General features: G+C 72.9%; 21 protein-coding genes and 2 tRNA genes. 4 read left to right on the top strand and 19 right to left on the bottom strand.

Features of this window, described 5'->3' with window-relative positions; all coding sequences use genetic code 11:
- Positions 1–37 precede the first annotated feature (37 nt).
- From M446_RS28430 to M446_RS28390, 9 genes are all read right to left on the bottom strand, one after another.
- On the bottom strand, positions 38–1348 hold the full coding sequence (locus tag M446_RS28430) for a cytochrome P450 (RefSeq protein WP_012335549.1): 1311 nt from the start codon (positions 1346–1348) through the stop codon (positions 38–40).
- 481 nt (positions 1349–1829) lie between these two features.
- Entirely contained in the window at positions 1830–2117 is a 288-nt protein-coding gene (locus tag M446_RS37635) for a hypothetical protein (protein WP_150108747.1), read from the bottom strand.
- A 160-nt stretch (positions 2118–2277) separates the two neighbouring features.
- Positions 2278–2514 (bottom strand): hypothetical protein, encoded by a 237-nt coding sequence (locus M446_RS38370; RefSeq protein WP_012335547.1) that lies wholly within the window; start codon positions 2512–2514, stop codon positions 2278–2280.
- Between the two features lie 170 nt (positions 2515–2684).
- Positions 2685–3452 (bottom strand): DUF2459 domain-containing protein, encoded by a 768-nt coding sequence (locus tag M446_RS28415; protein WP_012335546.1) that lies wholly within the window; start codon positions 3450–3452, stop codon positions 2685–2687.
- A gap of 251 nt (positions 3453–3703) precedes the next feature.
- Positions 3704–6415 carry a valine--tRNA ligase gene (locus M446_RS28410; protein WP_012335545.1) on the bottom strand — a complete coding sequence of 904 codons (2712 nt, stop codon included), beginning with the start codon at positions 6413–6415 and terminating at the stop codon, positions 3704–3706.
- 194 nt (positions 6416–6609) lie between these two features.
- Positions 6610–7089: a PopZ family protein gene (locus M446_RS28405; RefSeq protein ID WP_415926923.1), complete on the bottom strand. Its 480-nt coding sequence runs from the start codon at positions 7087–7089 to the stop codon at positions 6610–6612.
- A 240-nt stretch (positions 7090–7329) separates the two neighbouring features.
- Positions 7330–8721, bottom strand: a complete 1392-nt coding sequence (locus M446_RS28400; protein WP_012335543.1) for a TolC family outer membrane protein — start codon at positions 8719–8721, stop codon at positions 7330–7332.
- A gap of 291 nt (positions 8722–9012) precedes the next feature.
- Positions 9013–9675 carry a protein-L-isoaspartate O-methyltransferase family protein gene (locus M446_RS28395; protein WP_012335542.1) on the bottom strand — a complete coding sequence of 221 codons (663 nt, stop codon included), beginning with the start codon at positions 9673–9675 and terminating at the stop codon, positions 9013–9015.
- A gap of 310 nt (positions 9676–9985) precedes the next feature.
- Positions 9986–10059 (bottom strand) — tRNA-Cys (locus tag M446_RS28390).
- Positions 10060–10234: 175 nt separating this feature from the next.
- Here M446_RS28390 and M446_RS28385 point away from each other — a divergent pair.
- Together M446_RS28385 and M446_RS36000 are read left to right on the top strand one after the other, a co-directional pair.
- Positions 10235–10310: transfer RNA gene (locus tag M446_RS28385), tRNA-Asn, on the top strand.
- A gap of 203 nt (positions 10311–10513) precedes the next feature.
- Positions 10514–10690, top strand: a complete 177-nt coding sequence (locus tag M446_RS36000; protein WP_012335541.1) for a DUF1328 domain-containing protein — start codon at positions 10514–10516, stop codon at positions 10688–10690.
- Between the two features lie 74 nt (positions 10691–10764).
- Here the strand turns inward: M446_RS36000 and M446_RS28375 are convergent, their stop codons facing one another.
- The gene (locus M446_RS28375; RefSeq protein ID WP_018263771.1) at positions 10765–11031 is read right to left on the bottom strand and encodes a hypothetical protein; all 267 of its coding nucleotides are present in this window, start codon (positions 11029–11031) and stop codon (positions 10765–10767) included.
- A 444-nt stretch (positions 11032–11475) separates the two neighbouring features.
- Between M446_RS28375 and sseA the strand changes: the two genes are divergently transcribed.
- The gene (gene sseA, locus M446_RS28370) at positions 11476–12318 is read left to right on the top strand and encodes a 3-mercaptopyruvate sulfurtransferase (RefSeq protein ID WP_012335539.1); all 843 of its coding nucleotides are present in this window, start codon (positions 11476–11478) and stop codon (positions 12316–12318) included.
- A 162-nt stretch (positions 12319–12480) separates the two neighbouring features.
- On the opposite strand, the gene M446_RS28365 is transcribed toward sseA, so the two are convergent.
- From M446_RS28365 to M446_RS28350, 4 genes are all read right to left on the bottom strand, one after another.
- Positions 12481–13302 carry an amino acid ABC transporter ATP-binding protein gene (locus M446_RS28365; RefSeq protein WP_012335538.1) on the bottom strand — a complete coding sequence of 274 codons (822 nt, stop codon included), beginning with the start codon at positions 13300–13302 and terminating at the stop codon, positions 12481–12483.
- Between the two features lie 21 nt (positions 13303–13323).
- Complete coding sequence (locus M446_RS28360) at positions 13324–14481, bottom strand: amino acid ABC transporter permease (RefSeq protein ID WP_012335537.1); 1158 nt, start codon at positions 14479–14481, stop codon at positions 13324–13326.
- A gap of 7 nt (positions 14482–14488) precedes the next feature.
- Positions 14489–15691 (bottom strand): amino acid ABC transporter permease, encoded by a 1203-nt coding sequence (locus M446_RS28355; RefSeq protein WP_012335536.1) that lies wholly within the window; start codon positions 15689–15691, stop codon positions 14489–14491.
- 98 nt (positions 15692–15789) lie between these two features.
- Entirely contained in the window at positions 15790–16812 is a 1023-nt protein-coding gene (locus M446_RS28350) for an amino acid ABC transporter substrate-binding protein (protein ID WP_012335535.1), read from the bottom strand.
- A 239-nt stretch (positions 16813–17051) separates the two neighbouring features.
- On the opposite strand from M446_RS28350, the gene metC reads away from it, so the two are divergent.
- Positions 17052–18239, top strand: coding sequence for a cystathionine beta-lyase (metC, locus tag M446_RS28345; RefSeq protein ID WP_012335534.1), 1188 nt, complete (start codon positions 17052–17054; stop codon positions 18237–18239).
- Between the two features lie 10 nt (positions 18240–18249).
- Here metC and M446_RS28340 read toward each other — a convergent pair whose 3' ends face one another.
- From M446_RS28340 to M446_RS28320, 5 genes are all read right to left on the bottom strand, one after another.
- Positions 18250–18846, bottom strand: a complete 597-nt coding sequence (locus tag M446_RS28340) for a pyridoxamine 5'-phosphate oxidase family protein (RefSeq protein ID WP_012335533.1) — start codon at positions 18844–18846, stop codon at positions 18250–18252.
- A 93-nt stretch (positions 18847–18939) separates the two neighbouring features.
- Positions 18940–19548: a DUF302 domain-containing protein gene (locus tag M446_RS28335; protein WP_012335532.1), complete on the bottom strand. Its 609-nt coding sequence runs from the start codon at positions 19546–19548 to the stop codon at positions 18940–18942.
- Positions 19549–19651: 103 nt separating this feature from the next.
- On the bottom strand, positions 19652–19981 hold the full coding sequence (locus M446_RS28330) for a lipid-A-disaccharide synthase N-terminal domain-containing protein (protein ID WP_012335531.1): 330 nt from the start codon (positions 19979–19981) through the stop codon (positions 19652–19654).
- Between the two features lie 4 nt (positions 19982–19985).
- A complete protein-coding gene (locus M446_RS28325; protein WP_012335530.1) occupies positions 19986–20738 on the bottom strand; it encodes a glycosyltransferase family 2 protein in 753 nt (250 codons plus the stop codon).
- Entirely contained in the window at positions 20735–22474 is a 1740-nt protein-coding gene (locus tag M446_RS28320) for an ArnT family glycosyltransferase (protein WP_012335529.1), read from the bottom strand. The genes M446_RS28325 and M446_RS28320 overlap by 4 nt, the downstream gene beginning before the upstream one ends.
- Between the last annotated feature and the right edge of the window lie 90 nt (positions 22475–22564).

Below are 22564 nucleotides of genomic sequence, written 5' to 3'. Positions count from 1 at the left end.
CGGCGGCCGGTCCCGGCTTGGCGCCGGGACCGCAATCCTAACCGGTCTGCTCCTTTCTCACGAAGCGTTCAACCGTGAGGGGCCCCTTCGGGGCGGCCACGTTCAGGGAGAAGCGGTGCCGGTCCCAGGCGGGCGGCGCGGCGAGGCTCCACGCGTGGTCGCGCAGCAGCGCCGTGCAGAACAGCCGGGCGGTCGCGAAGGCGGCGTCCTTGCCCGGGCAGGTGCGGTCCCGCGCCGCCACGGTCGCGGTCTCGAGGCCGCGCGGCCAGATCAGGGGACGCCCGCCCGTCGCCGGGTCGAGGAAGCGGTCCGGGTCGAAGCGCTCGGGCCGCGGCACGTGGGCGGGGTCGTTCTGCGCGAAGGGGATCACGCCCATCACGAGCTCGCCCCGGCGGATCGCGAAGGAGCCGGATTCGGTGTCGAGGACGCGGTCGCGCGTGGCCCGCCCGAACACGAAGAAGACCGGCGGGTGCAGGCGCAGGGTCTCGCGGATCACCCGGTCGAGGACCGGCGTGGCGCCCCGTCCCGCCTGCGCGGCGGCCTCGCGGCGCACCTCCTCCTGCCAGGCGGGGTGGAGCGCGAACTCGCCGACCAGGGATTTCAGCAGGTTCTGCAGCCCCAGGAAGCTGTTCATGCCGATCAGGAAGGTGAGCTGCTTGGCCACCACCTCGGGGTCGGGCAAACCCTCCTCGGCCGCCATCGCGGCGATCTCGGGGAAGTCGGGCGCCCCCCGCACGGCGGCGAGCAGGCGCCCGTAGGCGAGGCGCGAGCGGGCGTAATTCGACCAGGGCAGCCATTGCGTGACCGCGGTCAGGCGCTGCGTGAAAATGTGGTTGTAGACGAGGCGGATGTCGGCCGGGTCGAGCGCCGCGCCGATCAGCCAGCGGCCCACGAAGGTGGCGACGAGATCCTCGATCCCGTCCGCGAAGGAGAAGCCGGGGGCCGCGCGCCAGCGGGCCGCGACCTCCGCGAACGTCTCGGCGAAGACCGCTTCCAGGCGCTCCGCGCGCCGCGCGAGCAGCCGCAGGTAGAGGCGCTTGGGGCCGTCATGGGCCTCGCCGCTGCCGAAGATGCTCGGCGGGACGCCGCCGACCAGGGGCAGGGGCGGCACCGCCCAGCCGAACCCGTAATCCTGGATCAGGTCCGCATCGCCGAACAGCGCCCCGATCCCGGTCTGATCGAGCACCGCCACGGTCGGCTTGAACAGGTTGACCCGGAAGACCGTGCTGCCGTGGCGGCGGCGGCGGCGGGCGAAGAACTCCTCCCAGCCGCTCACGACCAGGAAGTCCACCGTATCGAACAGGGTCTTGAGCAGCGGAGGGCCGTAGGAGCCCGGAACCTGTCGCATCGAAGTGCACCCCGGGGTGAAGCGCCAGGGTCGGACCCCGAGCGTGGTCGGTCGAGGACGAGGTGGCGGGCAGCGCCTCGCGGTGCCGGCGCGCCGCCCTGCGGCGGGGCCTCCGGCAGCCACGGCGGTCCGCGCGACCGCTGGCGCGCCGCTCCCGTCGCGGTCATGGGCGAGTCGTCGCCGCCCAAGGGTTTTTCAGGCGGTCCGTGCTGTCAAGGCATGGCGGCCGCGAATGCTGTCCGAATACTGTTTTCCGGAACGAAGCATCTCGGCATCGCGGGTCTCGATCGAGCCCGACGAGGACGGGACGGCGCCCGCCGCTTCGGACCCCGGACCCTGCCTCACGCAGCCCGCGCGCCTCGCTCCGGCGCCGTGGGCCGACGATCAGGACGTCCCGGTCTCAAGGGGTGACGCCGTCGTCCTGCCCTTCACGATGGCGAGGCGGCCGGAGCATCACCGCGCTTGCGGCCCGTTCGTGCCCTCAGTAATTGCACCCGCTCCAGTTGACGCAGGCGACGTAATCGCTCTGACAATTGGGTTTGCCGCTATTCATGCATTTTCCCTTGTTGGTCGCACATTGATCGACGGCTTTCTGATTGCAGTTCCTGTTTGCGCCTGCCGGCTTCTTCTTTTGGATCTGCTGGATCAGCGTATTGCCGAGGCCGGATGCGGCGGAGGGGACCCCCATCGCGAGGGCGCCGGTCGGCAGGGCGCCGACGGCGAGGAGGCAGGCGGCGGCGATGGCCGCCGAGAGGGGCCGAGTGAGCATGCTGGTCTCGCAGGTCTTCGAACGCCTCGATGCGCGAGGCGCCGTAGGATTGCCTGATCGGCAGAGTTTTCGCAACTCGTAAACGCCGGTACTCACAGTATTGATTGAGATAGCGGCGTTCCGGAAGGTTGCGATGACAGGTTGCCTTCGCGCTGAAACGTCAATGGTAAAATTTATAGAGCGGGTAAAACTGTCTCGCGATGCGCGTATATTTCTGCATCTCGGTGAGAAACAGCGTATAAAAATAATAAACCAGTAGATAGGTGTGCTGGCGCAGAATGTGGGAAGTGGAATCCGCTCGGGCGACGCGGGTCACGGCGCGGCGCCGGCGAAGCCGACATTCGGGCGCGTCATACGCCATCCGGTTGATGGCTTCGCCATCTCCGATTTCGGCCATGCGGATCTCGGCGTCGCTCAGGCGCCGCGCTCAGGCGCCGCGCTCAGGCGCCGCGCGGGCTCGTGATCCGGGACCCGCTTCGATCAAGCGGATCCCGTATCATCCCTGCCATGACGGCTCCGTCGCGGCCGGGCGGATTTGCGGCGAGAGGGCGGGACCGGCCGGATGCCTCACCCGCGCCGGCCGCCAGCCGGGGCGGCCTCGACGTCCCGGCCGGGCCAGATCCCCTGGCGCGCGAGGTCGAGGAGAAGGCCGACCGGCAGGAGGTGCAGCGCCGGGAGGACCGGCAGGCCCGCCGCGTGGAGCAGCTCTCCGGACCAGTGATTGCAGACCCGGAGCAGGCTGAAGCGCCCCTCCGCCTCGTAGAACAGGCTCGGGCCGTACAGGCCGGGCCCCGCCTCGACGGGGCGCCCGTCGCGCAGGCGGAAGCTCCTCGCCAGGGCGGCGGCGAGCCGCGCGAAGCCCCGCGGCGACAGGCGCAGCCGCACGATCCGGGCGGCCGGGAAGCGTGCGGCGGGCTCGCCGTCGATCCCGACCACGTGGAGCACGGAGGAGCGCCCGCCCGGCGTGAACAGGGCCGCGAGCGCGAGCCGCCAGTCGAGGGCGTCGAGCGTCGGCACCTGCCGGTAGAAGCCCGCGTCACCCCAGCCGACCTCCAGGGCGGCGTAGGCGCCGAAGCGTTCGGTCACGCCGAGGAGCGCCCCGGCCCCCTCCCGGGCGGCGGCCCGCGCCAGCGCGTCCCGCGGCAGGACGAGCCCCGAATGCCAGCCGCTCGCGACGAGGGAGATGGTCACCGCCTCCCCGCCGCCCGGCGGGAAGAGGGCCGGATCCCCGGGCCGGGCCGTGGCGGCGATCCACAGGGCCAGGGCCGCGAGCAGGAGGGCCGGCGTGAGGCCGAGCCGGCGACGCGTCGGCCGGGAGGGCGCGGGAGTGTCCATGGGGGGCGTCATCCGCTGTCCGGACGATCACTTGCGGACAGCGTCTGACACGCCCGGGCGGCGCGTGAGCGACGCCGACATCCGCATGGCCGACATGGGAGATGGCGACGCAATCCGTCGGATGTCGTATTCCGTCTCGAACAACCGTCCCACCCGCCGGGGCGGCGCGCCAGGGGCGAGGGATCGCCGCCCCGCCTCCGGGGCCGTGAATCGGCTCGCCTGCCGCTCTGCCTCGCCGAGCCGGCGAAGGCCTATCCCTCCAGCCGGGCCAGGGCCTCGCGCACCTTGGCGAGGCGCTCCGCGGCGGCCTCGCGGCGCTCGCGCTGCTCCTCGACCACCTCCTCGGGGGCGCGGGCCAGGAAGTCGGCATTGGCGAGCTTGGCGTCGATCTTGCCGATCTCCCCCTCCAGCTTGCCCTCCTCCTTGCGCAGGCGCGCCACCTCGGCGGCGAGGTCGACCACGCCCTCCAGGGGCAGGGCCGCCACCTCGCCGCGCACCAGCAGCTGGACCGCCTTGGCCGGGCTCTCGGCGACGGCGCCGATCTCGCCGATCCGCCCGAGGCGCCGGATGGTCTCGCCCCAGCGGCCCAGGCGCGCCCGCACCGCCTCGCTCGGGTCGACCAGCACGAGGGGAATCTGGGCGCCGGCCGGCACGTTCGTCTCCGAGCGGGCCGAGCGGATCTCCGAGACGAGGTCGACCACCCAGCCGATCTCGGCCTCGGCCTCCGGCCGGCCCAGGCGCCCGAGATCCGGCCAGCGCCCGAGCGCCAGGAGCCCGCGCTCCAGCCCCGCCTCCCGGCCCTTCGTCGCCCAGAGCTCCTCCGTCAGGAAGGGCATGAAGGGATGGAGCAGGATGCAGATCTGGTCGATCAGGAAGGCCACGGTGGCGCGGGTCTCGTCCTGCGCCGGGCCGGCCTCGCCTTGCAGCACGGGCTTGGCGAGTTCGAGGTACCAGTCGCAGAAGACGTTCCACACGAAGCGGTAGGCGGCGGCCGCGGCGTCGTTGAACCGGAAGGCGTCGAGCGCCGCCGTCACCTCCGCCACCGCGCGGGCGGCCTCGCCGAGCGCCCAGGCGTTCAGGGTCTCGCGCGCCGCCTCGGGGCGGAAATCCGGCGCGATCCGGCAGCCATTCATCTCGGCGAAGCGGGCCGCGTTCCACAGCTTCGTGGCGAAGTTCCGATATCCCTCAACGCGTTGCACCGAGAGCTTGATGTCGCGCCCCTGCGCCGCCATGGCCGCGAGGGTGAAGCGCAGGGCGTCGGCGCCGTAGCGGTCGACGAGGTCGAGGGGATCGACCACGTTGCCCTTGGACTTCGACATCTTGGCGCCCTTCTCGTCGCGCACGAGGGCGTGGATGTAGACGGTCCGGAACGGCACCTCGCCCAGCGCGTGAAGGCCCATCATCATCATCCTGGCGACCCAGAAGAAGATGATGTCGAACCCCGTCACCAGGGTGCTGGTCGGGTAGTAGCGGGCGAGTTCCGGCGTCGCCTCGGGCCAGCCCAGCGTCGAGAAGGGCCACAGGCCCGAGGAGAACCACGTGTCCAGCACGTCCTCGTCGCGGCGCAGGGCGACCGGGCGGCCGTGCCGGGCGGCGGCCTTCTCCAGGGCCTCCTCCTCGCTCCCCGCCACGAAGACGTTGCCGTCCGGATCGTACCAGGCCGGGATCTGGTGGCCCCACCAGAGCTGGCGCGAGATGCACCAGGGCTCGATGTGCTCCAGCCACTGGAAGTAGGTCTTCTCGTAGGCCTCGGGCACGAAGCGGGTGCGGCCGTCGCGCACCGCCTGCATGGCGCGGTCGGCCAGCGGCTTCACGTCCAGGTACCATTGGTCGGTGAGGTAGGGCTCGATGACCACCCCCGAGCGGTCGCCGTGCGGCACCGCGTGGGTGTTGGGCTCGACCGCGACGAGCCGCCCGCGCGCCTCCATCAGCGCGACCACCGCCTTGCGGGCCTCCGCGCGGTCGAGGCCGTGCAGGGCGAGCGCCTCCGGCTCGGGGGACGCGTTCTCGAGGAACGCCTCGTTGCCGTCGAGGGTTATGCGGGCTTCCTGATCCAGGACATTGATGAGCGGCAGCCCGTGCCGGCGCCCGACCTCGAAGTCGTTGAAGTCGTGGGCCGGGGTGATCTTGACCGCGCCGGTGCCCTTCTCGGGGTCGGAGTAGCTGTCCGCCACGATCGGGATCAGGCGGCCGACGAGGGGCAGGCGCACCGTCCGGCCGATGAGGGCCCGGTAGCGCTCGTCCTCGGGGTGCACCGCCACGGCCGCGTCGCCCAGCATGGTCTCGGGCCGCGTCGTCGCCACCGTGATGGTCTCGCCGGTCTCCCGTCCCTCCTGGTCCACGACCGGGTAGGCGAAGTGCCAGAGATGGCCCTTCACCTCGACCTGCTGCACTTCCAGGTCCGAGATCGCGGTCTGGAACCGCGGGTCCCAGTTCACGAGGCGCTTGTCGCGGTAGATCAGCCCCGCCGCGTGCAGGTCGACGAAGACCTTGACGACGGCCTTCGAGAGCCCCTCGTCCATGGTGAAGCGCTCGCGCGACCAGTCGCAGGAGGCGCCGAGCCGCTTGAGCTGGTTGACGATGGTGCCGCCGGATTCCGCCTTCCACGCCCAGACCCGGCGCACGAATTCGGCGCGGCCGAGGGCGCGCCGGTCGGGCTGCTGGTGCTCGGCGAGGCGGCGCTCCACCACCATCTGGGTGGCGATGCCGGCATGGTCGGTGCCGGGCTGCCAGAGCACGTCCTTGCCGCGCAGGCGCTCGAAGCGGGCGAGCACGTCCTGCAGGGTGTTGTTGAGGGCGTGGCCCATGTGCAGCGAGCCCGTCACGTTCGGCGGCGGGATCATGATGCTGTAGGGGGCGGCGTCGGCGCGGTCGGGCCGGCCGGCCCGGAAGGCCTGCGCCTCCTCCCACTCGGCGGCGATGCGCGCCTCGACGGCGGCGGGATCGAAGGTCTTGTCCATCATGACGGGGCCACCCGCGCCGGGGCGCGCGGGCCGGGCTTCGGGCCGCGGCGCGCCGGCGAAAACGCGTCGAAATCGGAACGGGGCCGGGCCCATGCGGGCGGCCGACCCCCTCACGACGCGCTTTCAGCCGAACCCGGCCCTCCCGTCAACTCTCCCTCGGCGCCGGGGCGGGCGGCGCCTCGGCGCCGCTCCCCTCACCGGCCGCGGGCGACGCGCTCGATCTCGGCCCGGACCAGCCGCTCCACCATGGCGGGCAGGTTGTCGTCGAGCCACGCCTTCAGCATCGGGCGCAGCATGTCCTGGACGAGATCCTCCAGGGTGCGGGCGTTGTTGGTCAGGACCGTGTGGGCGAGCAGGTGGAAGGCCTGGCTCACGCTCGCGTCGGTGTCCTTCGAGATCAGCCGCTCGGGGGCGGGCTCCGGCGCCGGCGCCGGAATGGGCGCGGGCTCGGGCCGCGGCGGGGCGGCGGCCTTCGGCGGGGCGGGCGGCGGCGGCGGGGCGGGCGGCTCGATCTCGATCGCGTCGAAATCCGGCTCGTCCTTGAAGGCGATTTCGGGCTCGTCCTCCAGGGGAGGTTTGCGCACCGGCTCGGCCACGCCGGCGAGGTCGAGGATGTCCTCCTCGTCCTCGGGCTCCGGGACGGGCGCGGGCCTCGCCGCCGCGAGATTCGCCATCTCGGCTTCTTTCTGGTCGTCGGCGATGATGCGGCGGATGGAGGCCAGGATCTCCTCCATCGAGGGTTCCTGCGTCTTGGGGCTCGCTGCGCTCATCGACTTACAACACCAGGAGGGGAGGCCCGGGCCCTCATGCCCGCGGGTCAGTATTCCACGTCCGGCCGCGCAGACAAGCGACCGGGCCCTCCATCACCATGACAGTTTGCCGGTGTGGCGCAGGCGCCATGGCGGACGGTCGCGTCAGCGGCCGTCCGGCGTCCGCACCCCGTACCAGAGATCCTTGACCTGATCGAAGTGCAGCTTGGCACTGTACTGGGCGACCGGCACGTTGATGAAGGCCGTGGTGAGGCGGCCGATCGATTGCACGACCTGGTAGGAGCTGACCACGCGGTCGCGCTGGGCGGCGATCAGGTTGACGCGGGCCGAGAGCAGTTCCTGCTGCGCGTTCAGCACGTCGAGGGTGGTGCGCTGGCCGACCCGGGCCTCCTCGCGCACCCCGTTGAGCGCGACCTCGTTGGCCTGGACCTGGGCCTGCTGGGCGATGACCCGGGCCTTGGCGGCTTCGAGCCCGCCCCAGGCGGTGACGATCGCCGCGCGGACCTGATCGCGGAAGGTCTCGACCTGGATGCGCGTCTGTCCCACCTGCTCCTTGGCCTGCCGGATCGCGGCGTACTCGACCCCGCCCTGGTAGAGCGGCACGCTGAGCCGCGCCGTGACGGCGCCCTCGAACAGTTCGGTATGGGCGAATTGCTGGTCGAAGAGCTTCTGGACGGTGCCGCTGACGCTCACCGTCGGGTAGAGGGCGGCCTCGGCGATCTTGACCTGGGCCTCGGCGACATCCACGGCGTGCAGGGCCGAGATGACCTGCGGGTGCTCGCGCAGGCCGATATCGATCGCGGCGGTCAGGTTGCCCGGGACGAAGCGGTCCAGCGGGCGGCCCGGGGCGAGCTGGCGCGGCTCGACGCCGACGACCTGCCGGTAGGTGGCGATGCTGGTGCGCAGGTTCGATTCCGCGAGGCTGACCTGCGAGCGGGCGCCGGCGAGCCGCGCCTCGGCCTGGGCCACGTCGGTGCGGGTGACCTCGCCGACGTTGAAGCGGTCGCGGGTCTGGCGCAGCTGCTCTTCCAGGACCTCGACGTTGTTGCGGTTGAGTTCGAGCGTCGCCGTGTCGGCGAGCACGTTCATGTAGGCCTGGGCCGCGTTGAACAGGATCGTCATCTCGACGTTGCGCAGGCTCTCGCGCCCCCCGAGCACCTGCGATTCGGCCTGCCGCGTCTGGTTGTCGGTGAGAAATCCGTTGAACAGGGTCTGGTTGACGGTCAGCCCGGCGCTGCCCGGCACGATGGTCTGGCTGATGCGCACCCCGCCCTGGGCGCCGCTGGTATTCTGCACGCCGATGGCGGCGGTGCCGCTCACCGTCGGGCGGTAACCCGACAGGGCGCGGGCCACGTTCTCGTCGGTCGCCCGCTGGCCGGCCCGCTGCGAATTGAGCGTCGGGTTGCCCGCATAGGCGCGGGCCAGCGCGGTCTCCAGCGTCTCGGCCGCCGCCGGTTGACCGGCCAGCGCGAGCGCGAGGCCGGCAAGGCCGCCGAGCCGAAGCCCGCGATATGCCCGATGGGATCTGTCGGTCACGCTGCACTCACCCTGTGAGGCCAATGGCCGGACCGTTCCGCACGCATGCGCGCTCGAACGGTCCGATTCCGCATTCGCCCGCCTCACGCGAACCTTAGCGAATGGCGACCTGGACGGCACCGCCTCGGCGGCCCCTGGTGCCGACTTTGGCCGCCGGTGGCGCATAAAAGCGACACTCGCGGTGGCGGCGGACCCGGTTTTCCCCAGTTGCGCGCAGGTTTGGTTACGCGCACGCCAGGATGGCAGGCGCCGGGACGGGACGCTCGGGACGGGCGCCAGGAGCGCGGGCGTTCAGAACGTGAAGCCGGGTTCCGCCGCGAAGGCGCGCAGGGCCGGGACGGCGGCGTCGAAGAGCGGGCGGGCGCCGAAGGCGTTGCCGGCGCGGACCCAGAGGGTGGCCTTGCCGGTGCGGCCCTCGCCCTGGACGCAGGCGAGGCGCCCGCCATCGGCGAGTTGCTCCAGCAGCGCCTGCGGGCGGCGCTCGACCCGGCCCTCGACCAGGATCACGTCGTAGGGGGCGCCCTTCGGCGCGCCCGCCTCAAGGGGGCCGGTCTCGACGGGGATCGGCTTGCCGGCTGCGGCGAGGCGCTCGCGCGCCGCCGCCGCGAGGCCGGGCAGTGATTCGAGGGCGACCACGGAGGCGCCGAGCCGGTCGAGGAGCGCCGCCCCGTAACCGAGGCCCGCGGCCACGTCGAGGGCGCGCTCCCCGGGCCGGACGGCGAGCGCCTGGATCAGCCGGGCGAGCACCATCGGCGAGGGCATCGCGCGGGTCTCGCCCTCCTCGCTGCCGAGCACGATCGGCTGGTCGATATAGGCGAAGGCCTCCCGTCCCTCTGGCACGAAGCGCTCGCGCGGGACGGCGTCGAACGCGTCGAGCAGCGCGATGTCGGTCACGTCGAAGGTCCGCAGCTGACAATCGACCATGAGGCGGCGCGCCTGCGCGAAATCGAGCATGGGAGTCTCTGGGGACGGGTGCGGCCAAGCTTCGGGCGACGGCCGAGCCGTCGGGCGAGGGGGGTTGTGGTGGATCGCCTGCCAAAAGGCAAGGTTCGCGCGCGGGCGGGGGCCGGCTGCGGGACGACGGCCGTGCGGGTGGTCCGGTCCGGTCTCGCGGCGCGGCGTGAACGGGCCTCGCGCGCCCTGCCCCGGCCCCGATGCCGGAGCCGCCAGGACGTCCCGCTGATGACCCTGGCCTTGAGGCGCGGACCATGCCGCCCCCGGGGCTGCCCGGGTCCGGCTCGCGTCGTCGTGTCGATCGTCGTTCTGGAGGCCTCGCCCGGAATCGAACCGGGGTGCAAGGATTTGCAGTCCTCTGCGTAACCACTCCGCCACGAGGCCGTCCGGCGGCGGGGACGAGGCCCGGCCGCGTGCCGGGCGGGCGGCCGCCCGGCGAAGGCTGTTTATCAGAGCCCGGCCCGGCTCCGCAACCGGGGGCAAGCCGGCGAATTTTCGCCTCCTCCGCGGAATCGCGCTTGCGTCCGCCGCCGGGCATGCGCTAAGCGGGCCTCGTCGTTCCCCGATAGCTCAGCTGGTAGAGCAGGCGACTGTTAATCGCCTTGTCGCAGGTTCGAGTCCTGCTCGGGGAGCCATTCCCGCCCGTTCCGTGCCGGTTTTCGCGCCGCCTTGCTCATCCGGTGGCCCGCGCGCTGCGCGCGAGCGGCCGGAGGTTCCGCCGCCAGGGCGCGAAAATTCCCCGGAACTCCTCTCCGTGACCGCGGTTCTTCCTGCAACTTGCTGCGACGCTTCGGGCTGATCAGTCCGGGCCGGCAGCTCCAACAGACAGGAGACCACCATGATCGGATGGGCCATTACGTTCCTGGTCATCGCCCTGGTCGCGGCGCTGCTCGGCTTCGGCGGCATTGCCGGCACCGCGATGGAAGCGGCCAAGATCGTGTTCTTCGTCGCGATCGTCCTGTTCGCCGTCTCGGCCATCTTCGGCCTCGTGCGGGGCCGCTCGCCGAGGGTCTGACCGCGACCGCAGGTGAGATCGGAAAAGGGCGGCCGAGGCCGCCCTTTTTCGTGCCGGCGGCGCGCGAGCGCGCCCTACCGGCGCGCGGCGGCGCGCCCGAAGGGCAGGATGGCGGCCGGCTGGGGCCGCGGCGTCCGCGGCCGCGCCCGCGGCGCGAGCTGGTGCAGGCTGGCAGCGCGGGGGGATTGCGGGGCCGCGCCGTCCTGCGGGGTCTCGCTGACCCGCCGCTCCTCCGCGGCCCGCAGGTCCGCACACCACACCGCCGCGGCGAGATAGCCCCCCGACAGGACCTCGATCGCACTCGGACGCAACGGGTGCACGAATCGGGCGGTGGGGTGCATCGCGACCTCGCCGGGGCTGACGGAGAGTGGTGCGCGCCGCTGCGCGGGTCGGGCGGGCCAGGCAGCCCTCGGAGTTGCGCTGCCTGGCCCGTCGGCCGCGCCCGGCCGTGCAAGGGAGAGTGGACACGGCGGTTGCAGCGCGCAAGGCCAAGCAGGGTTCGTGCCAGATGCGGCGTGAACCTCCCGCGGCGCGCGTCCGGTCATGGATCCCCCCGGGAGCGCGGCCGTGGCGCGCGGCCGCGCGTCAGGTGTAGTGCGGGTCGCGGCGTTCCGCCAGCGACCCGCCGATCCGCGCCGGATCGGGCCGGTCCGCGCCGGATCGGGCCGGTCCGCGACGGATCGGGCCGGTCCGCGCGGGCTCGCGGCGGTCGACCCGCCCGCGGTTGAGCCCTACAACATGACCACAACAGGGCCGCGACGGCGCGCTCGCGAGGTGGTGATCAGATGGCGACAGGACCCTTCGTCTCGACGGATTGGCTGGCCCAGCGGCTCGACGCGCCCGACATCGTGGTGGTCGACGGCTCCTGGTACCTCCCGGCGATGAACCGCGACGCCGAGGCCGAGTACCGCGCCGGCCACATCCCGGGCGCCGTGCGCGTCGACATCGACGCGCTCAGCGACGAGACGAGCCCCCTGCCCCACATGCTGCCGCCCCCGGAGGTCTTCGCCTCGCGGATGCGGGCGCTCGGCATCGGCGACGGCATGACCATCGTGGTCTATGACGGGATGGGCCTGTTCTCGGCGCCGCGGGTGCGCTGGATGTTCAAGGTCTTCGGCGCCCGCGACGTCTCGGTGCTGGCGGGCGGCTTCCCGGCCTGGGTGGCGGGAGGCCACCCGGTCGAGGAGGGGGCGGGAGCGCCCCGCGACCGGCGCCACTTCACGGCCCGCCTCGACCACTCGGCGGTGGCGGATGTGAGCGACGTGCAGCGGGCGCTCGCCGGCTCGGCCCAGGTCGTGGATGCCCGCTCCGCCGCGCGCTTCGCGGGCGAGGAGCCGGAGCCCCGCCCCGGCGTGCGGCCCGGCCACATGCCGGGCGCCCTCAACGTCCACTACGCCGCCCTCCAGGAGCGGGGCATGCTTAAGGATCCGGCAGCCCTGGCGCAGGTCTTCCGCGACGCCGGAATCGACCTCGACCGCCCGGTCGTGACCACCTGCGGCTCGGGCGTGACCGCCGCCGTGGTGGCGCTCGCCCTCGAGAGCCTCGGCAAGCCCCCGCGCGCCCTCTACGACGGGTCCTGGACCGAGTGGGGCTCGCGGGAGGACCTGCCGGTCGCGACCGGGCGCTGAGCCTTCCCGCCGCAGGGAGCCCCCGGCTCGGCGGCGAACCGATGCGCCGTCGCGATCCCGCCCCGCATCCGCGTGATCCCTTCGGGATGGCGGATCCGGGCTTCGCTCACGCGCCGCGCGGGCGCGTGATCCGGGATCCGCTTGGATCAACCGGATCCCGGATCAGTGCAGGATCTGGCTCAGGAACAGCTTCGTGCGCTCGTGCTGGGGCGCGCGGAAGAAGGCGTCGGGGGTGTTCACCTCGACGATCTGGCCCTCGTCCATGAAGATCACCCGGTCGGCGACCTGCCGGGCGAAGCCCATCTCGTGGGTCACGCACAGCATGGTCATGCCCTCGTCGGCGAGGCCCACCATGGTATCGAGCACCTCCTTCACCATCTCGGGGTCGAGGGCGGAGGTGGGCTCGTCGAACAGCATGATCTTCGGGCTCATGCAGAGCGAGCGGGCGATCGCCACCCGCTGCTGCTGCCCGCCCGAGAGCTGGCCGGGATACTTGTGGGCCTGGTTGGGGATCTTGACCCGGGTGAGGTAGCGCATGGCGACCGCCTCGGCCTCGGCCTTCGCCATCTTCTTCACCCAGATCGGGGCGAGCGTGCAATTCTCCAGCACCGTCAGGTGCGGGAACAGGTTGAAGTGCTGGAAGACCATGCCGACCTCGCGCCGGATCTCGTCGATCCGCTTGAGGTCGTTGGTGAGCTCGACCCCGTCCACCACGATGCGGCCGGATTGATGCTCCTCCAGGCGGTTGATGCAGCGGATCATGGTCGACTTGCCGGAGCCGGACGGGCCGCAGACGACGATGCGCTCGCCCCGGCGCACGGTGAGGTCGATGTCGCGCAGGACGTGGAAGGCGCCGTACCACTTGTTCACGCGCTCCAGCGTCACCGCCACCGGGGCCGAGGCGAGGCGGGTCGCGGAGGTGTTGGCGGGCGCGAGGTCCGGATCGATCTCCGGGAGGACGGGAGCGGAGGGCGATGCGGTCATGGGGTCACCGTTCTCTGGGGATCACCGTGTCTGGCCGGCGGCGAGCCGGCGCTCCACGAACAGCGCGTAGCGCGACATGCCGAAGCAGAAGACGAAGTAGAACAGGGCCGCGAAGGCGTAGCCGGTCGTGACCACGGTCGGGGCGGCCCAGTTCGGATCGATGCGGGCGGATTCGATCGTGCGGATGAAGTCGAAGATGCCGACGATCGAGACCAGCGTCGTGTCCTTGAACAGGGCGATGAAGCTGTTGACGATGCCCGGGATGACGATGCGCAGGGCCTGGGGCAGGATCACGAGGCGCATGCCCTGCCAGTAGCTGAGGCCGAGCGAGTTCGCCCCCTCGGTCTGGCCCTTGGGGATGGCCTGCAGCCCGCCGCGCACCACCTCGGCCATGTAGGCGGCCGAGAACAGGGCGACGCCGATCAGCGGGCGCAGCAGCCGGTCCACCGTGATGTCGCCGGGCAGGAAGAGCGGCAGCATCACGTTGGCCATGAACAGCACGGTGATCAGCGGCACGCCGCGCCAGAACTCGATGAAGATCACGCAGGCGAGCCGCACGATCGGCAGCCGCGAGCGCCGCCCGAGGGCGAGCAGGATGCCGAGCGGCAGCGAGGCGACGATGCCCACGAGCGAGACCACGATCGTCACCAGCATGCCGCCCCACAGCGAGGTCGGCACCGTCTCGATCCCGACCAGGGGGAAGCCCGAGAGCAGCGCGTAGGCGGCGAGCGGGAAGACGACGAAGAAGTAGGCGGCGCCGAGGTCGCGCCGCGGCGCGTCGAGCCAGAGCAGCCAGCCCACGCCCAGCGCCGCCATGGCGAAGAAGACGTTCACCCGCCAGCGCGCCTCGATCGGGTAGGAGCCGTAGACGAAGTAGTTGATCTTCTGCGCCACGAAGGCCCAGCAGGCCCCGACCGGGCGGCCCAGCACCTCGGGCCGGCAGGCATCCCGGTTCTCGCCGGTGAAGACCGCGTCGAGGACGAGGAAGCGCAGCAGCGGGGGCACGACCAGCACGACGATGACGAGGGCGAGCAGCGTCAGCGCCGTGTTGACGGGGCTCGAGAACAGGTTCGCCCGCGCCCAGGCGAGGGGCCCGCTGACCAGGGCCGGGGCCGGAGCGGGCGGGATCGGCTCCCGGCGGATGTAGCTCAGCGGAAGGGTCTGGGGTCCGGCGGTCATGCTGGCCTCACCGCTCGATCAGCGCGACGCGCCGGTTGTAGAGGTTCATGCCCGTGGCGGTGACGAGGCTGATCGTCAGGTAGACCGCCATGGTGATCGCCACCACCTCGACCGCCTGGCCGGTCTGGTTGAGGACCGTGCCCATGAAGACCTGGACGAGGTCCGGGTAGCCGATGGCGACGGCGAGCGACGAATTCTTGGTCAGGTTGAGGTACTGGCTGGTCAGCGGCGGCACGATGACCCGCATCGCCTGCGGGATCACGACGAGGCGCAGGGTCGGGCCGGGGCGCAGGCCGAGCGCCCGCGCGGCCTCGGTCTGGCCCTTCGCCACCGCCTGGATGCCCGAGCGCACCACCTCGGCGATGAAGGCCGCCGTGTAGATGCTGAGCCCCAGGACGAGGGCGACGAATTCGGGGAAGAGCTGCAGCCCGCCGCGCAGGTTGAAGGTGCCCTTGACGGGCAGTTCGACGGTCACGGGGCTCAGGCCGGCGAGCGCCAGCCCCGCCCAGGCGAGGAGCGGCAGGCCGAGCACCAGGGCGAGGCCGACGAGGCCGACCGGCGCCTGCCGGCCCGTGCGGGCCTGCTCCCGCCGCGCCCTGAACCGGTAGGCGAGCGCCGCCGCGACCCCGATCCCGAAGGCGGCCGGGATCGCCCAGGCATCCGCCGCCAGGATCGGCTTGGGCACGTAGAGCCCGCGCTGGTTGAGGAAGACCGAGCCCGGGAAGGCGAGCGAGTCCCGCGCCCCCGGCAGGGCCGCCAGCACCGCCACGTACCAGAACAGGAGCTGGAGCAGGAGCGGGATGTTGCGCACGACCTCGACGTAGACCGTGGCGAGCTTGGCGAGCATCCAGTTCGGCGAGAGCCGGGCGACGCCGATCAGGAAGCCCAGCACCGTGGCGACCGCGATGCCGATGACGGCGACCAGCAGCGTGTTGAGCAGCCCGACCACGAAGGCGGCGCCGTAGGTCGAGGTCGCCGCCGCGAAGGGGACCAGCGCCTGGCTGACGTCGAAGCCCGCGGTGTTGCCGAGGAAGCCGAAGCCCGAGGCGATGCGGGCGTTGCGCAGGTTCTCGGCCGCGTTGCTGATCGCCATCCAGGCGACGAGGCCGATCCCCAGCAGGAGCAGGATCTGGTAGGCCGCGCCGCGGACCTTCGGGTCGTTCAGCGGCGAGACGCGCGGCGGGCCGGAGGCCGGGGAGGTGTTCGGCAAGGGAGCTGACCTTCTGGCGGGCAGGTCTGGCGGGCAGGTCTGGCGTGCGGGGGTCGGCGGGGTGGCGCGGGCTCCCCGAGGGAGCCCGCGCCGTCCGGTCAGCGGATCGGCGGGCCGTATTGCAGGCCGCCCTTCGACCACAGGGCGTTCACCCCGCGCTGGATCTTCAGCGGCGAGCCCTGGCCGACGTTGCGCTCGAACACCTCGCCGTAATTGCCGACGAGCTTGATGATCCGGTAGGCCCAGTCGTTGCTGAGGCCGATGCCCTCGCCGAACTTGCCCTCGGTGCCGAGGATGCGCTTGACGTCCGGGTTGTCCGTCGCCTTGACCATCTGGTCGACGTTGGCCTGGGTGATGCCGGCCTCCTCGGCGTTCAGCATCGCGTAGTGGGTCCAGCGGACGATGTCGGCCCATTGCGAATCGCCGTGGCGCACCGCCGGCCCGAGCGGCTCCTTGGAGATCACCTCCGGCAGCACGATGTTGTCGTCCGGGTTCGCGGCCCGCAGGCGCTCGGCGTAGAGGCCGGACGCGTCGGTGGTGAAGGCGTCGCAGCGCCCGGAATCGTAGGCCTTGAAGGTTTCGTCCGAGGTCGCGAAGGCCACCACCTCGTATTTGAGCTTGTTGGCGCGGAAATAGTCGGCGAGGTTGAGCTCGGTCGTGGTGCCCTGCTGGGTGCAGATCGAGGCGCCGTCGAGCTGCTTGGCCGAGGTGACGCCGAGCTTCTTCTTCACCATGAAGCCCTGGCCGTCGTAGAAGTTGACGGCCGGGAAATCGAGCCCGAGGGCGGTGTCGCGGGACATGGTCCAGGTGGTGTTGCGCGACAGCACGTCCACCTCGCCCGACTGGAGCGCCGTGAAGCGGTCCTTGGCGGAGAGCGGGATGAAGCGGACCTTGGTGGTGTCGTTGAAGACCGCCGCCGCGAGGGCGCGGCAGAAATCAACGTCGAGGCCGGTCCAGCGCCCCTGCGCGTCCGGCACGCCGAAACCCGCCAGGCCCGGATTCGAGCCGCAGGCGATGAACCCTTTCTGCTTGATGCTGGCGAGCGTGGCCTGGGCCTGCGCGGCCCCGGCGGTCAGGCAGACGCTCGCCGTCAGGGCGAGCGCCGCAATGATCCTCTTCATCCGATCCCCGTCTGTCTCGTGAGCGCGGCCGGTTGCGCCGGGAGGCGGCCGGTCCTGCGCCGTGCCTGCCCAAGCAAGGATCCTGCCCAAACCGAGATCCTGCCTCGGCAACCGGCATTCGAGGCGAAGCTCGCTGTCCGGTCAAGAGGTTGCACAACCGCTCGGCGGTGGCGCGGGCCGGCTTGACGCGGGCCGGCGCGCCGGTTTGGGTCGCGGTCTCCTGCCGACCCCGAGGTCCGATGAGCATCACGCCCCCCCGCGACCCGAGCCGCCTCGCCGAGCGCACCCGTCTCGTCCATGCGGGCCGCGACCCCTCGCGCCAGCACGGTTTCGTGAACACGCCGATCTATCGCGGCTCGACCGTGCTCTACGAGAGCTACGATGCCCTGCAGCACCGGCGGGCGGAGTACACCTACGGGACGGCCGGCACCCCGACCACGCGGGCGCTGGAGCAGGCCTGGACGGAGCTCGCGGGCGCGGCCGGCACGGTGCTCACCCCCTCGGGCCTCGCGGCCGTGACGGTCGGGCTGCTGGCCTGCCTGAAGGCCGGGGACCACCTCCTGGTGACGGATTCCGTCTACCGGCCGACCCGCGCCTTCTGCGACGGGTTCCTGGCCCGGTTCGGGGTCGAGACGACCTATTACGACCCGACCCTCGGGGCGGGCCTCGCCGGGCTGATGCGGGACAACACGGCGGCGGTGCTCACCGAGGCGCCAGGCTCGCAGAGCTTCGAGATGCAGGACATCCCGGCCATCGCCGAGGTGGCGCATGCGCGGGGCGCCTGCGTGCTGATGGACAATACCTGGGCGACCCCCCTGCTCTTCCCGCCGCACGCGCGCGGCGTCGACATCGCCATCGAGGCGGGCACCAAGTACCTGTCGGGGGGCTCGGACCTGCTGCTCGGCCTCACCTCCGCCAATGCGCGCTACTGGCCGGCCCTGAAGCAGACCTTCTCGCTCTTCGCCATGTGCGCCGGCCCGGAGGACGTCTTCCTGGCCCTGCGCGGGCTGCGCAGCCTGCCGCTGCGCCTCGCCGAGCACGGGCGCCAGGCGCTCGCCATGGCGGAGTGGCTCAAGGACCGCCCCGAGGTGCTGCGGGTGCTGCACCCGGCCCTGCCGGAGGATCCCGGCCACGCGCTGTTCGCGCGCGACTTCAAGGGCGCCTCGGGCCTGTTCTCGGTGATCCTGAAACCCTGCTCGGAGGCGGCCGTGGCGGCGATGCTGGACGGGCTCGAACTCTTCGGGATGGGCTTCTCCTGGGGCGGCTTCGAGAGCCTCGTGATCCCGTTCGACTGCCGGACCTACCGCACCGCCACCGCCTGGGAGCCCGGCGGCCCGGGCCTGCGCTTCCACATCGGCTTCGAGGATCTCGACGACCTCAAGCGGGACCTGGAGGCGGGCTTCGCGCGGCTGCGGGCGGCCGGGTGAAGCGCCGGCCTCAGGGCGCGAGCCAGGTCGCCGTCATCGCGTCGCCCTCCCAGGAGAAGCGCGCGCGGCGGTGGCCCTCGGCGGAGAGGTACAGGAACTCCATCCGCGCCACGGTGACGAGGACGACCCGGAAATTCGCGCGGTCGCCCCGCGCCGCCTCCTCGTCGGGCGGCAGCGCGTAGGCGTCGGCCCGCGGGATCGGCGTCCCGGGCCCCGGGGCGATCCCGTAGCAGACCCGGCTCATCGGCAGGGCCGCCTCCCAGGCGCCCTCGACCACGGGGCCCTCCGCGTGCACCGCCGCGAGCCCGTCGAGGCGCAGCTGGATCTTGGCGGTGGGCTCGTAGGCGTGGAGCGCCACCCGCGGCTCCCGGGCGATCTCCGCCACCTTGGCGGCGCGCCGGTCGGTGTGGAAGCGCAGCCGCCGCCCGGCCGGGTCGGCCCCCCGCAGCACCACCGTGCGCAGGCGCGGCGCCCCGTCGAGGCCCACGGTCGCGACGGTGGGCGTGTGGAAGGCCCCGCGCCGGTTCGCCGCGCCCTCCGCGAGCCTCCGCCACGCCTCGGCGAGGCAGGCCGAGAGGTCGTCGTAGAAGGGCGGTTGTTCGGTCATCCGGCGGGCATCCTCCCCGTCCAGCCAAAGCGGAATCGGGCAGGCTGCACAAGCCCCTGTCACGCTGGTCTGGGCCGCTCCGGGCCGAAACGGCTACCGGGCCGCGGCGAGAACCCGGGCGATGGCCTCGCGCGTGCCCCGCATCGGGGGGCCGTCCGGATCGAGCCCGTAGCGCCGTGCGAGCCAGGCCGGGTCGGTGGAGGTCGCCCGCACCCGCCCGGCGGCATCCTCCCAGACCAGGACGCGCAGCGGCAGGTCGAGGCCGGCACTCGGCGCGGCCCGCAGCAGCGGCGCGCTGGCGCGGGCCTGCGCGAACAGGATCAGCCAGGCCGGGCGACGGGGGCTGCCGCCGCCGTGATCGATCTCGGCAAAGACCTTGCCGCCGAGCGCCCGGATCGCGGCGCGCAGGCGCGCCACCGTCTCGCCCACGGAGACGGGGCTCGACACGCTCACGAGGCCCTCGTCCATCCCGGGGGCGGGCGGCGCGGTGCCGGGATCGCGGCAGATCGTCCGACTCCCCCGGAGGCCTCCGGCCTCGGGGAGGCTTCCGGCCTCGCGGAGGCTTCCCGCCTCGGATAGGCCTCCGGCCCCGGCGAGGGCCGCGCCCGCCGGGAGGGCGCTGCCCGCCGGGAGAGCCAAGCCCTCGGCGAGGGCCGGTCCGGCGAGGGCGGCGAGGATCAGGGGCGCGAGGGACCGGGCCATGCGGAGGGCGATCCCGCTGCGGCTGTGAGGCGGACCGCATAGCGTCTTTCGGCCGAAATCCAAAATGCGGGGCCCAGACCCGCCCGGCCCAGACCCGCCCGGCTCAGGCCGGCCCGCCCCGGCGGCGCTCGCGGAAGATCAGCGCGAGATTGCGCAGGTAGATCACCGTGCCGAGGCTCTGGCCGAGGATGAAGACCGGGTCGCGCCGATAGAGGGCGTAGCCGAGCAGCACCGCCGAGCCGCCGAGCGAGAAGAACCAGAACGAGAGCGGGATCACGCTGCGCCCGGCCCGCTCGCTCGCGATCCACTGCACCAGGAAGCGGGCGGTGAACAGGAGCTGCCCGAGCAGCCCCACCAGCACCACGGCGTCGATCGGCCCGGCGAAGAGCGAGGCGAGGTAGGCCGAGAGCCCGTGCATGATGTCGGCGACCATCCGCTCACGCCTCCTCGGGCCCGGCCCCGCCCGCCAGGACGGGCACGCGGCGGCGGCGGCGGATCAGCCACCACACCCCGGCGAGGTCGAGCAGGCCGACCCAGAGCCGGTCGAACAGCCCGTAATTCGAGCGCCCGCTCAGGCGCGGCCGGTCGACCACGTCGACGTGGACGACCGCGAAGCCCTCGCGGGCGACGAGGGCCGGCATGAAGCGGTGCAGCGCGTCGAAATACGGCAGGGCGAGGTAGACCGCGCGGCGGAAGACCTTGAGGCCGCAGCCGGTGTCGCGGGTGGCGTCGCGCAGCACGGCCGCCCGCACCCCGTTGGCGATCCGCGACTGGAGGCTCTTGAGGCGCCCGTCCTTGCGCCCGACCCGCTGCCCCTGGGCGAGCCCGGCCGCCGGCCCGGCCGCGTCGAGGGCCGCGACGAGGCGGGGGATGAAGGAGGGGTCGTTCTGCCCGTCCCCGTCGAGGGTCGCGACGAGGTCGCCGCGGGCGGCCCGCACCCCGGTGCGCACCGCCGCGCTCTGGCCGCAGCTCTCGCGGTGGCGCAGGACCCGCAGGGCGGGATGCGCCGCCCGCGCCGCCGCGAGCGCCCGCGGCGTGCCGTCGGTCGAGCCGTCGTCCACGTAGATGATCTCGAAGGGCGCCAGGGAGGCGCAGGCCGCCGCGATCTCGGCGACCAGGGGCGCGACGTTGCCCGCCTCGTTGCGCACCGGGACCACGACGCTGAGGCGCAGGGGATCCGGATCCGTCACGGCAGCACCGCCAGCGCGTCGAGCCCGACGGGCTTGCCGCCGTTGATGTTGAAGCCCGCGACCCGGCCGACCCGCCGCGGCGCGAGGCCCCGGGCCGCGAGCGCGGCGCGGACCCGCTCCCGGGCGCGGTCCTCGACGGCGAGGAGGCGGCAGCCGCCGGCCGCCAGGAACTCCGCCGCCTCCTCGCCCGAATCGAGCATCGCGAGGTCGGTCCCGGCGAGGAAGACGAGGCTCGGCTCGCGGTAGCCGACCGTCCCGACCCGCACCGGCGCGCAGGGCAGGGCGGCGCGCAGGGAGGCGAGGCGCGGCGAGACCTTCAGGGAGGCGAGGACCGGCTGGGTCAGCCCGAACACGGCCGGGCTCAGCAGCAGCCCGGCGAGAACCGCGACCGCGAGGGACGGTTCGGGGGAGCCGGCGACGAACAGGCGCCACGCCGCCGCCGCCGCGAGGGCCGCCGCGGCGAGGAGCGGGAGGGCGGCGAGGGGCAGCACGCCGTCGAGGCGCCAGGCCGCGACCGCGAGGCCGACCGCGAGCCCGAGCGGCACGAGGGGCACGAGGAGCGCCACCAGCGGCGCGCCCGGCCGGTCCCGGTGCACGGCCCCGCGGGCGACCGCCGCGACGGCGAGGATCGCCAGCGCCGGGCAGAGGGGCAGGACGTAGTGGGGCAGCTTGGTCGGCACCGCCTCGAAGACGAGCCAGGACGGCACCACCCAGGCGATCAGGAAGGCGATCGCGTCCTCGCGCCGGTGCCGCCACGCGAAGGGGACCGCCATGGCCGCGAAGGCCGCGGCGGGCCAGAAGGTCCCGAAGAAGACGAGCAGGTAGGTGCCGGGCGGGGCCCAGTGCTGGGTCTGGGCGGTGCCGACCTTGCCCAGCATGTCGTGGCCGACCGCCTCGCCGTAGAAGGCGCCGCCGCTCTTGAGCCCGATGGCCACGAACCAGGGGGCCGCGACCGCGAGCACGATCGCGAGCCCGAGCCCGGGCCGCAGGGCCCGCAGCCACGCGCCCGAGCGGACCGCCAGCGACAGGGCGAGGGCGGCGAGGCCGGCGAAGAGCGGGACCATCGGTCCCTTGATCAGGATGCCCAGGGCGACCGCGACCCAGAAGATCGCCACGGTGACCCGCGTCGGGGGCTCGCCCCGCCCGCGCCCGAGCCAGGCCCGGGCGAGCGCCCCCATGGCGGCGACGGCGGCGGCGGTGAGGAGCGCGTCGGTCTTGGCGAGGCGCGCCTCGGCCGAGAGCATCGCGCAGGCGCCGAACAGGGCGGCGGCCAGGAGGGCGTGGCGGCGGGACAGGAAGGCGAGCGCGGCCCAGTAGGTCAGGAGCACGGCCGCCACGGCCCCGAGCAGCGAGGGGATGCGGTAGAGCGCGATGGTGGTGCGGGCCTCGGGCACGCCGAGCGCCTCGGCGGCGGCGACCACGGCGCTCTGCGCCCAGTAGATCCCGACCGGCTTCTTGTGCCGGGCCTCGCCCTGGAAGCGGATGTCGACGAAGTCGCCCGTCTCCAGCATCTGCTTGGAGGCCTGGGCGAAGCGCGGCTCGTCCCGGTCCATCGGCTGCAGCGAGGCGAAGCCCGGCAGGAAGCAGGCGAGGCAGAGGAGCAGGAGGACGAAGCAGGCGCGCGCGTGGCTGCGGGCGCCGAGCGACAGCGCCCGCTCGGCGAGGCTGCCTGCCCGGGCGGCACGGCCGGGCCGCTCTCCGGCACCGGGCCCGTGCCCGGCCGCAAGGGTCGTCATCGCGTCGCTCCCAACCGGCGGCGGGCCCGCGACGGGACCCCGCCCCCGGCCGCCGCGACGGGCGCTCGTGTCGGTGATCCGGCAAGCAAT

The sequence above is a fragment of the Methylobacterium sp. 4-46 genome, from assembly GCF_000019365.1.
Lineage (GTDB): Bacteria > Pseudomonadota > Alphaproteobacteria > Rhizobiales > Beijerinckiaceae > Methylobacterium.
Note: the sequence above shows the minus strand (reverse complement) of the source record. Positions and strands in the feature narration are given on the sequence as shown.

Coding starts and splice junctions, on each gene's coding strand:
- M446_RS28340 (WP_012335533.1), bottom strand. CDS start 18,846: ATGACCGAACAACCGCCCTTCTACGACGACCTCTCGGCCTGCCTCGCC.
- M446_RS28430 (WP_012335549.1), bottom strand. CDS start 1,348: ATGCGACAGGTTCCGGGCTCCTACGGCCCTCCGCTGCTCAAGACCCTG.
- M446_RS28330 (WP_012335531.1), bottom strand. CDS start 19,981: ATGGTCGCCGACATCATGCACGGGCTCTCGGCCTACCTCGCCTCGCTC.
- M446_RS28360 (WP_012335537.1), bottom strand. CDS start 14,481: ATGACCGCCGGACCCCAGACCCTTCCGCTGAGCTACATCCGCCGGGAG.
- M446_RS28415 (WP_012335546.1), bottom strand. CDS start 3,452: ATGGACACTCCCGCGCCCTCCCGGCCGACGCGTCGCCGGCTCGGCCTC.
- M446_RS28375 (WP_018263771.1), bottom strand. CDS start 11,031: ATGCACCCCACCGCCCGATTCGTGCACCCGTTGCGTCCGAGTGCGATC.
- M446_RS28365 (WP_012335538.1), bottom strand. CDS start 13,302: ATGACCGCATCGCCCTCCGCTCCCGTCCTCCCGGAGATCGATCCGGAC.
- M446_RS38370 (WP_012335547.1), bottom strand. CDS start 2,514: ATGGCCGAAATCGGAGATGGCGAAGCCATCAACCGGATGGCGTATGAC.
- M446_RS28405 (WP_415926923.1), bottom strand. CDS start 7,089: ATGGCGAATCTCGCGGCGGCGAGGCCCGCGCCCGTCCCGGAGCCCGAG.
- M446_RS28320 (WP_012335529.1), bottom strand. CDS start 22,474: ATGACGACCCTTGCGGCCGGGCACGGGCCCGGTGCCGGAGAGCGGCCC.
- metC (WP_012335534.1), top strand. CDS start 17,052: ATGAGCATCACGCCCCCCCGCGACCCGAGCCGCCTCGCCGAGCGCACC.
- M446_RS28395 (WP_012335542.1), bottom strand. CDS start 9,675: ATGCTCGATTTCGCGCAGGCGCGCCGCCTCATGGTCGATTGTCAGCTG.
- sseA (WP_012335539.1), top strand. CDS start 11,476: ATGGCGACAGGACCCTTCGTCTCGACGGATTGGCTGGCCCAGCGGCTC.
- M446_RS37635 (WP_150108747.1), bottom strand. CDS start 2,117: ATGCTCACTCGGCCCCTCTCGGCGGCCATCGCCGCCGCCTGCCTCCTC.
- M446_RS28350 (WP_012335535.1), bottom strand. CDS start 16,812: ATGAAGAGGATCATTGCGGCGCTCGCCCTGACGGCGAGCGTCTGCCTG.
- M446_RS28410 (WP_012335545.1), bottom strand. CDS start 6,415: ATGATGGACAAGACCTTCGATCCCGCCGCCGTCGAGGCGCGCATCGCC.
- M446_RS36000 (WP_012335541.1), top strand. CDS start 10,514: ATGATCGGATGGGCCATTACGTTCCTGGTCATCGCCCTGGTCGCGGCG.
- M446_RS28335 (WP_012335532.1), bottom strand. CDS start 19,548: ATGGCCCGGTCCCTCGCGCCCCTGATCCTCGCCGCCCTCGCCGGACCG.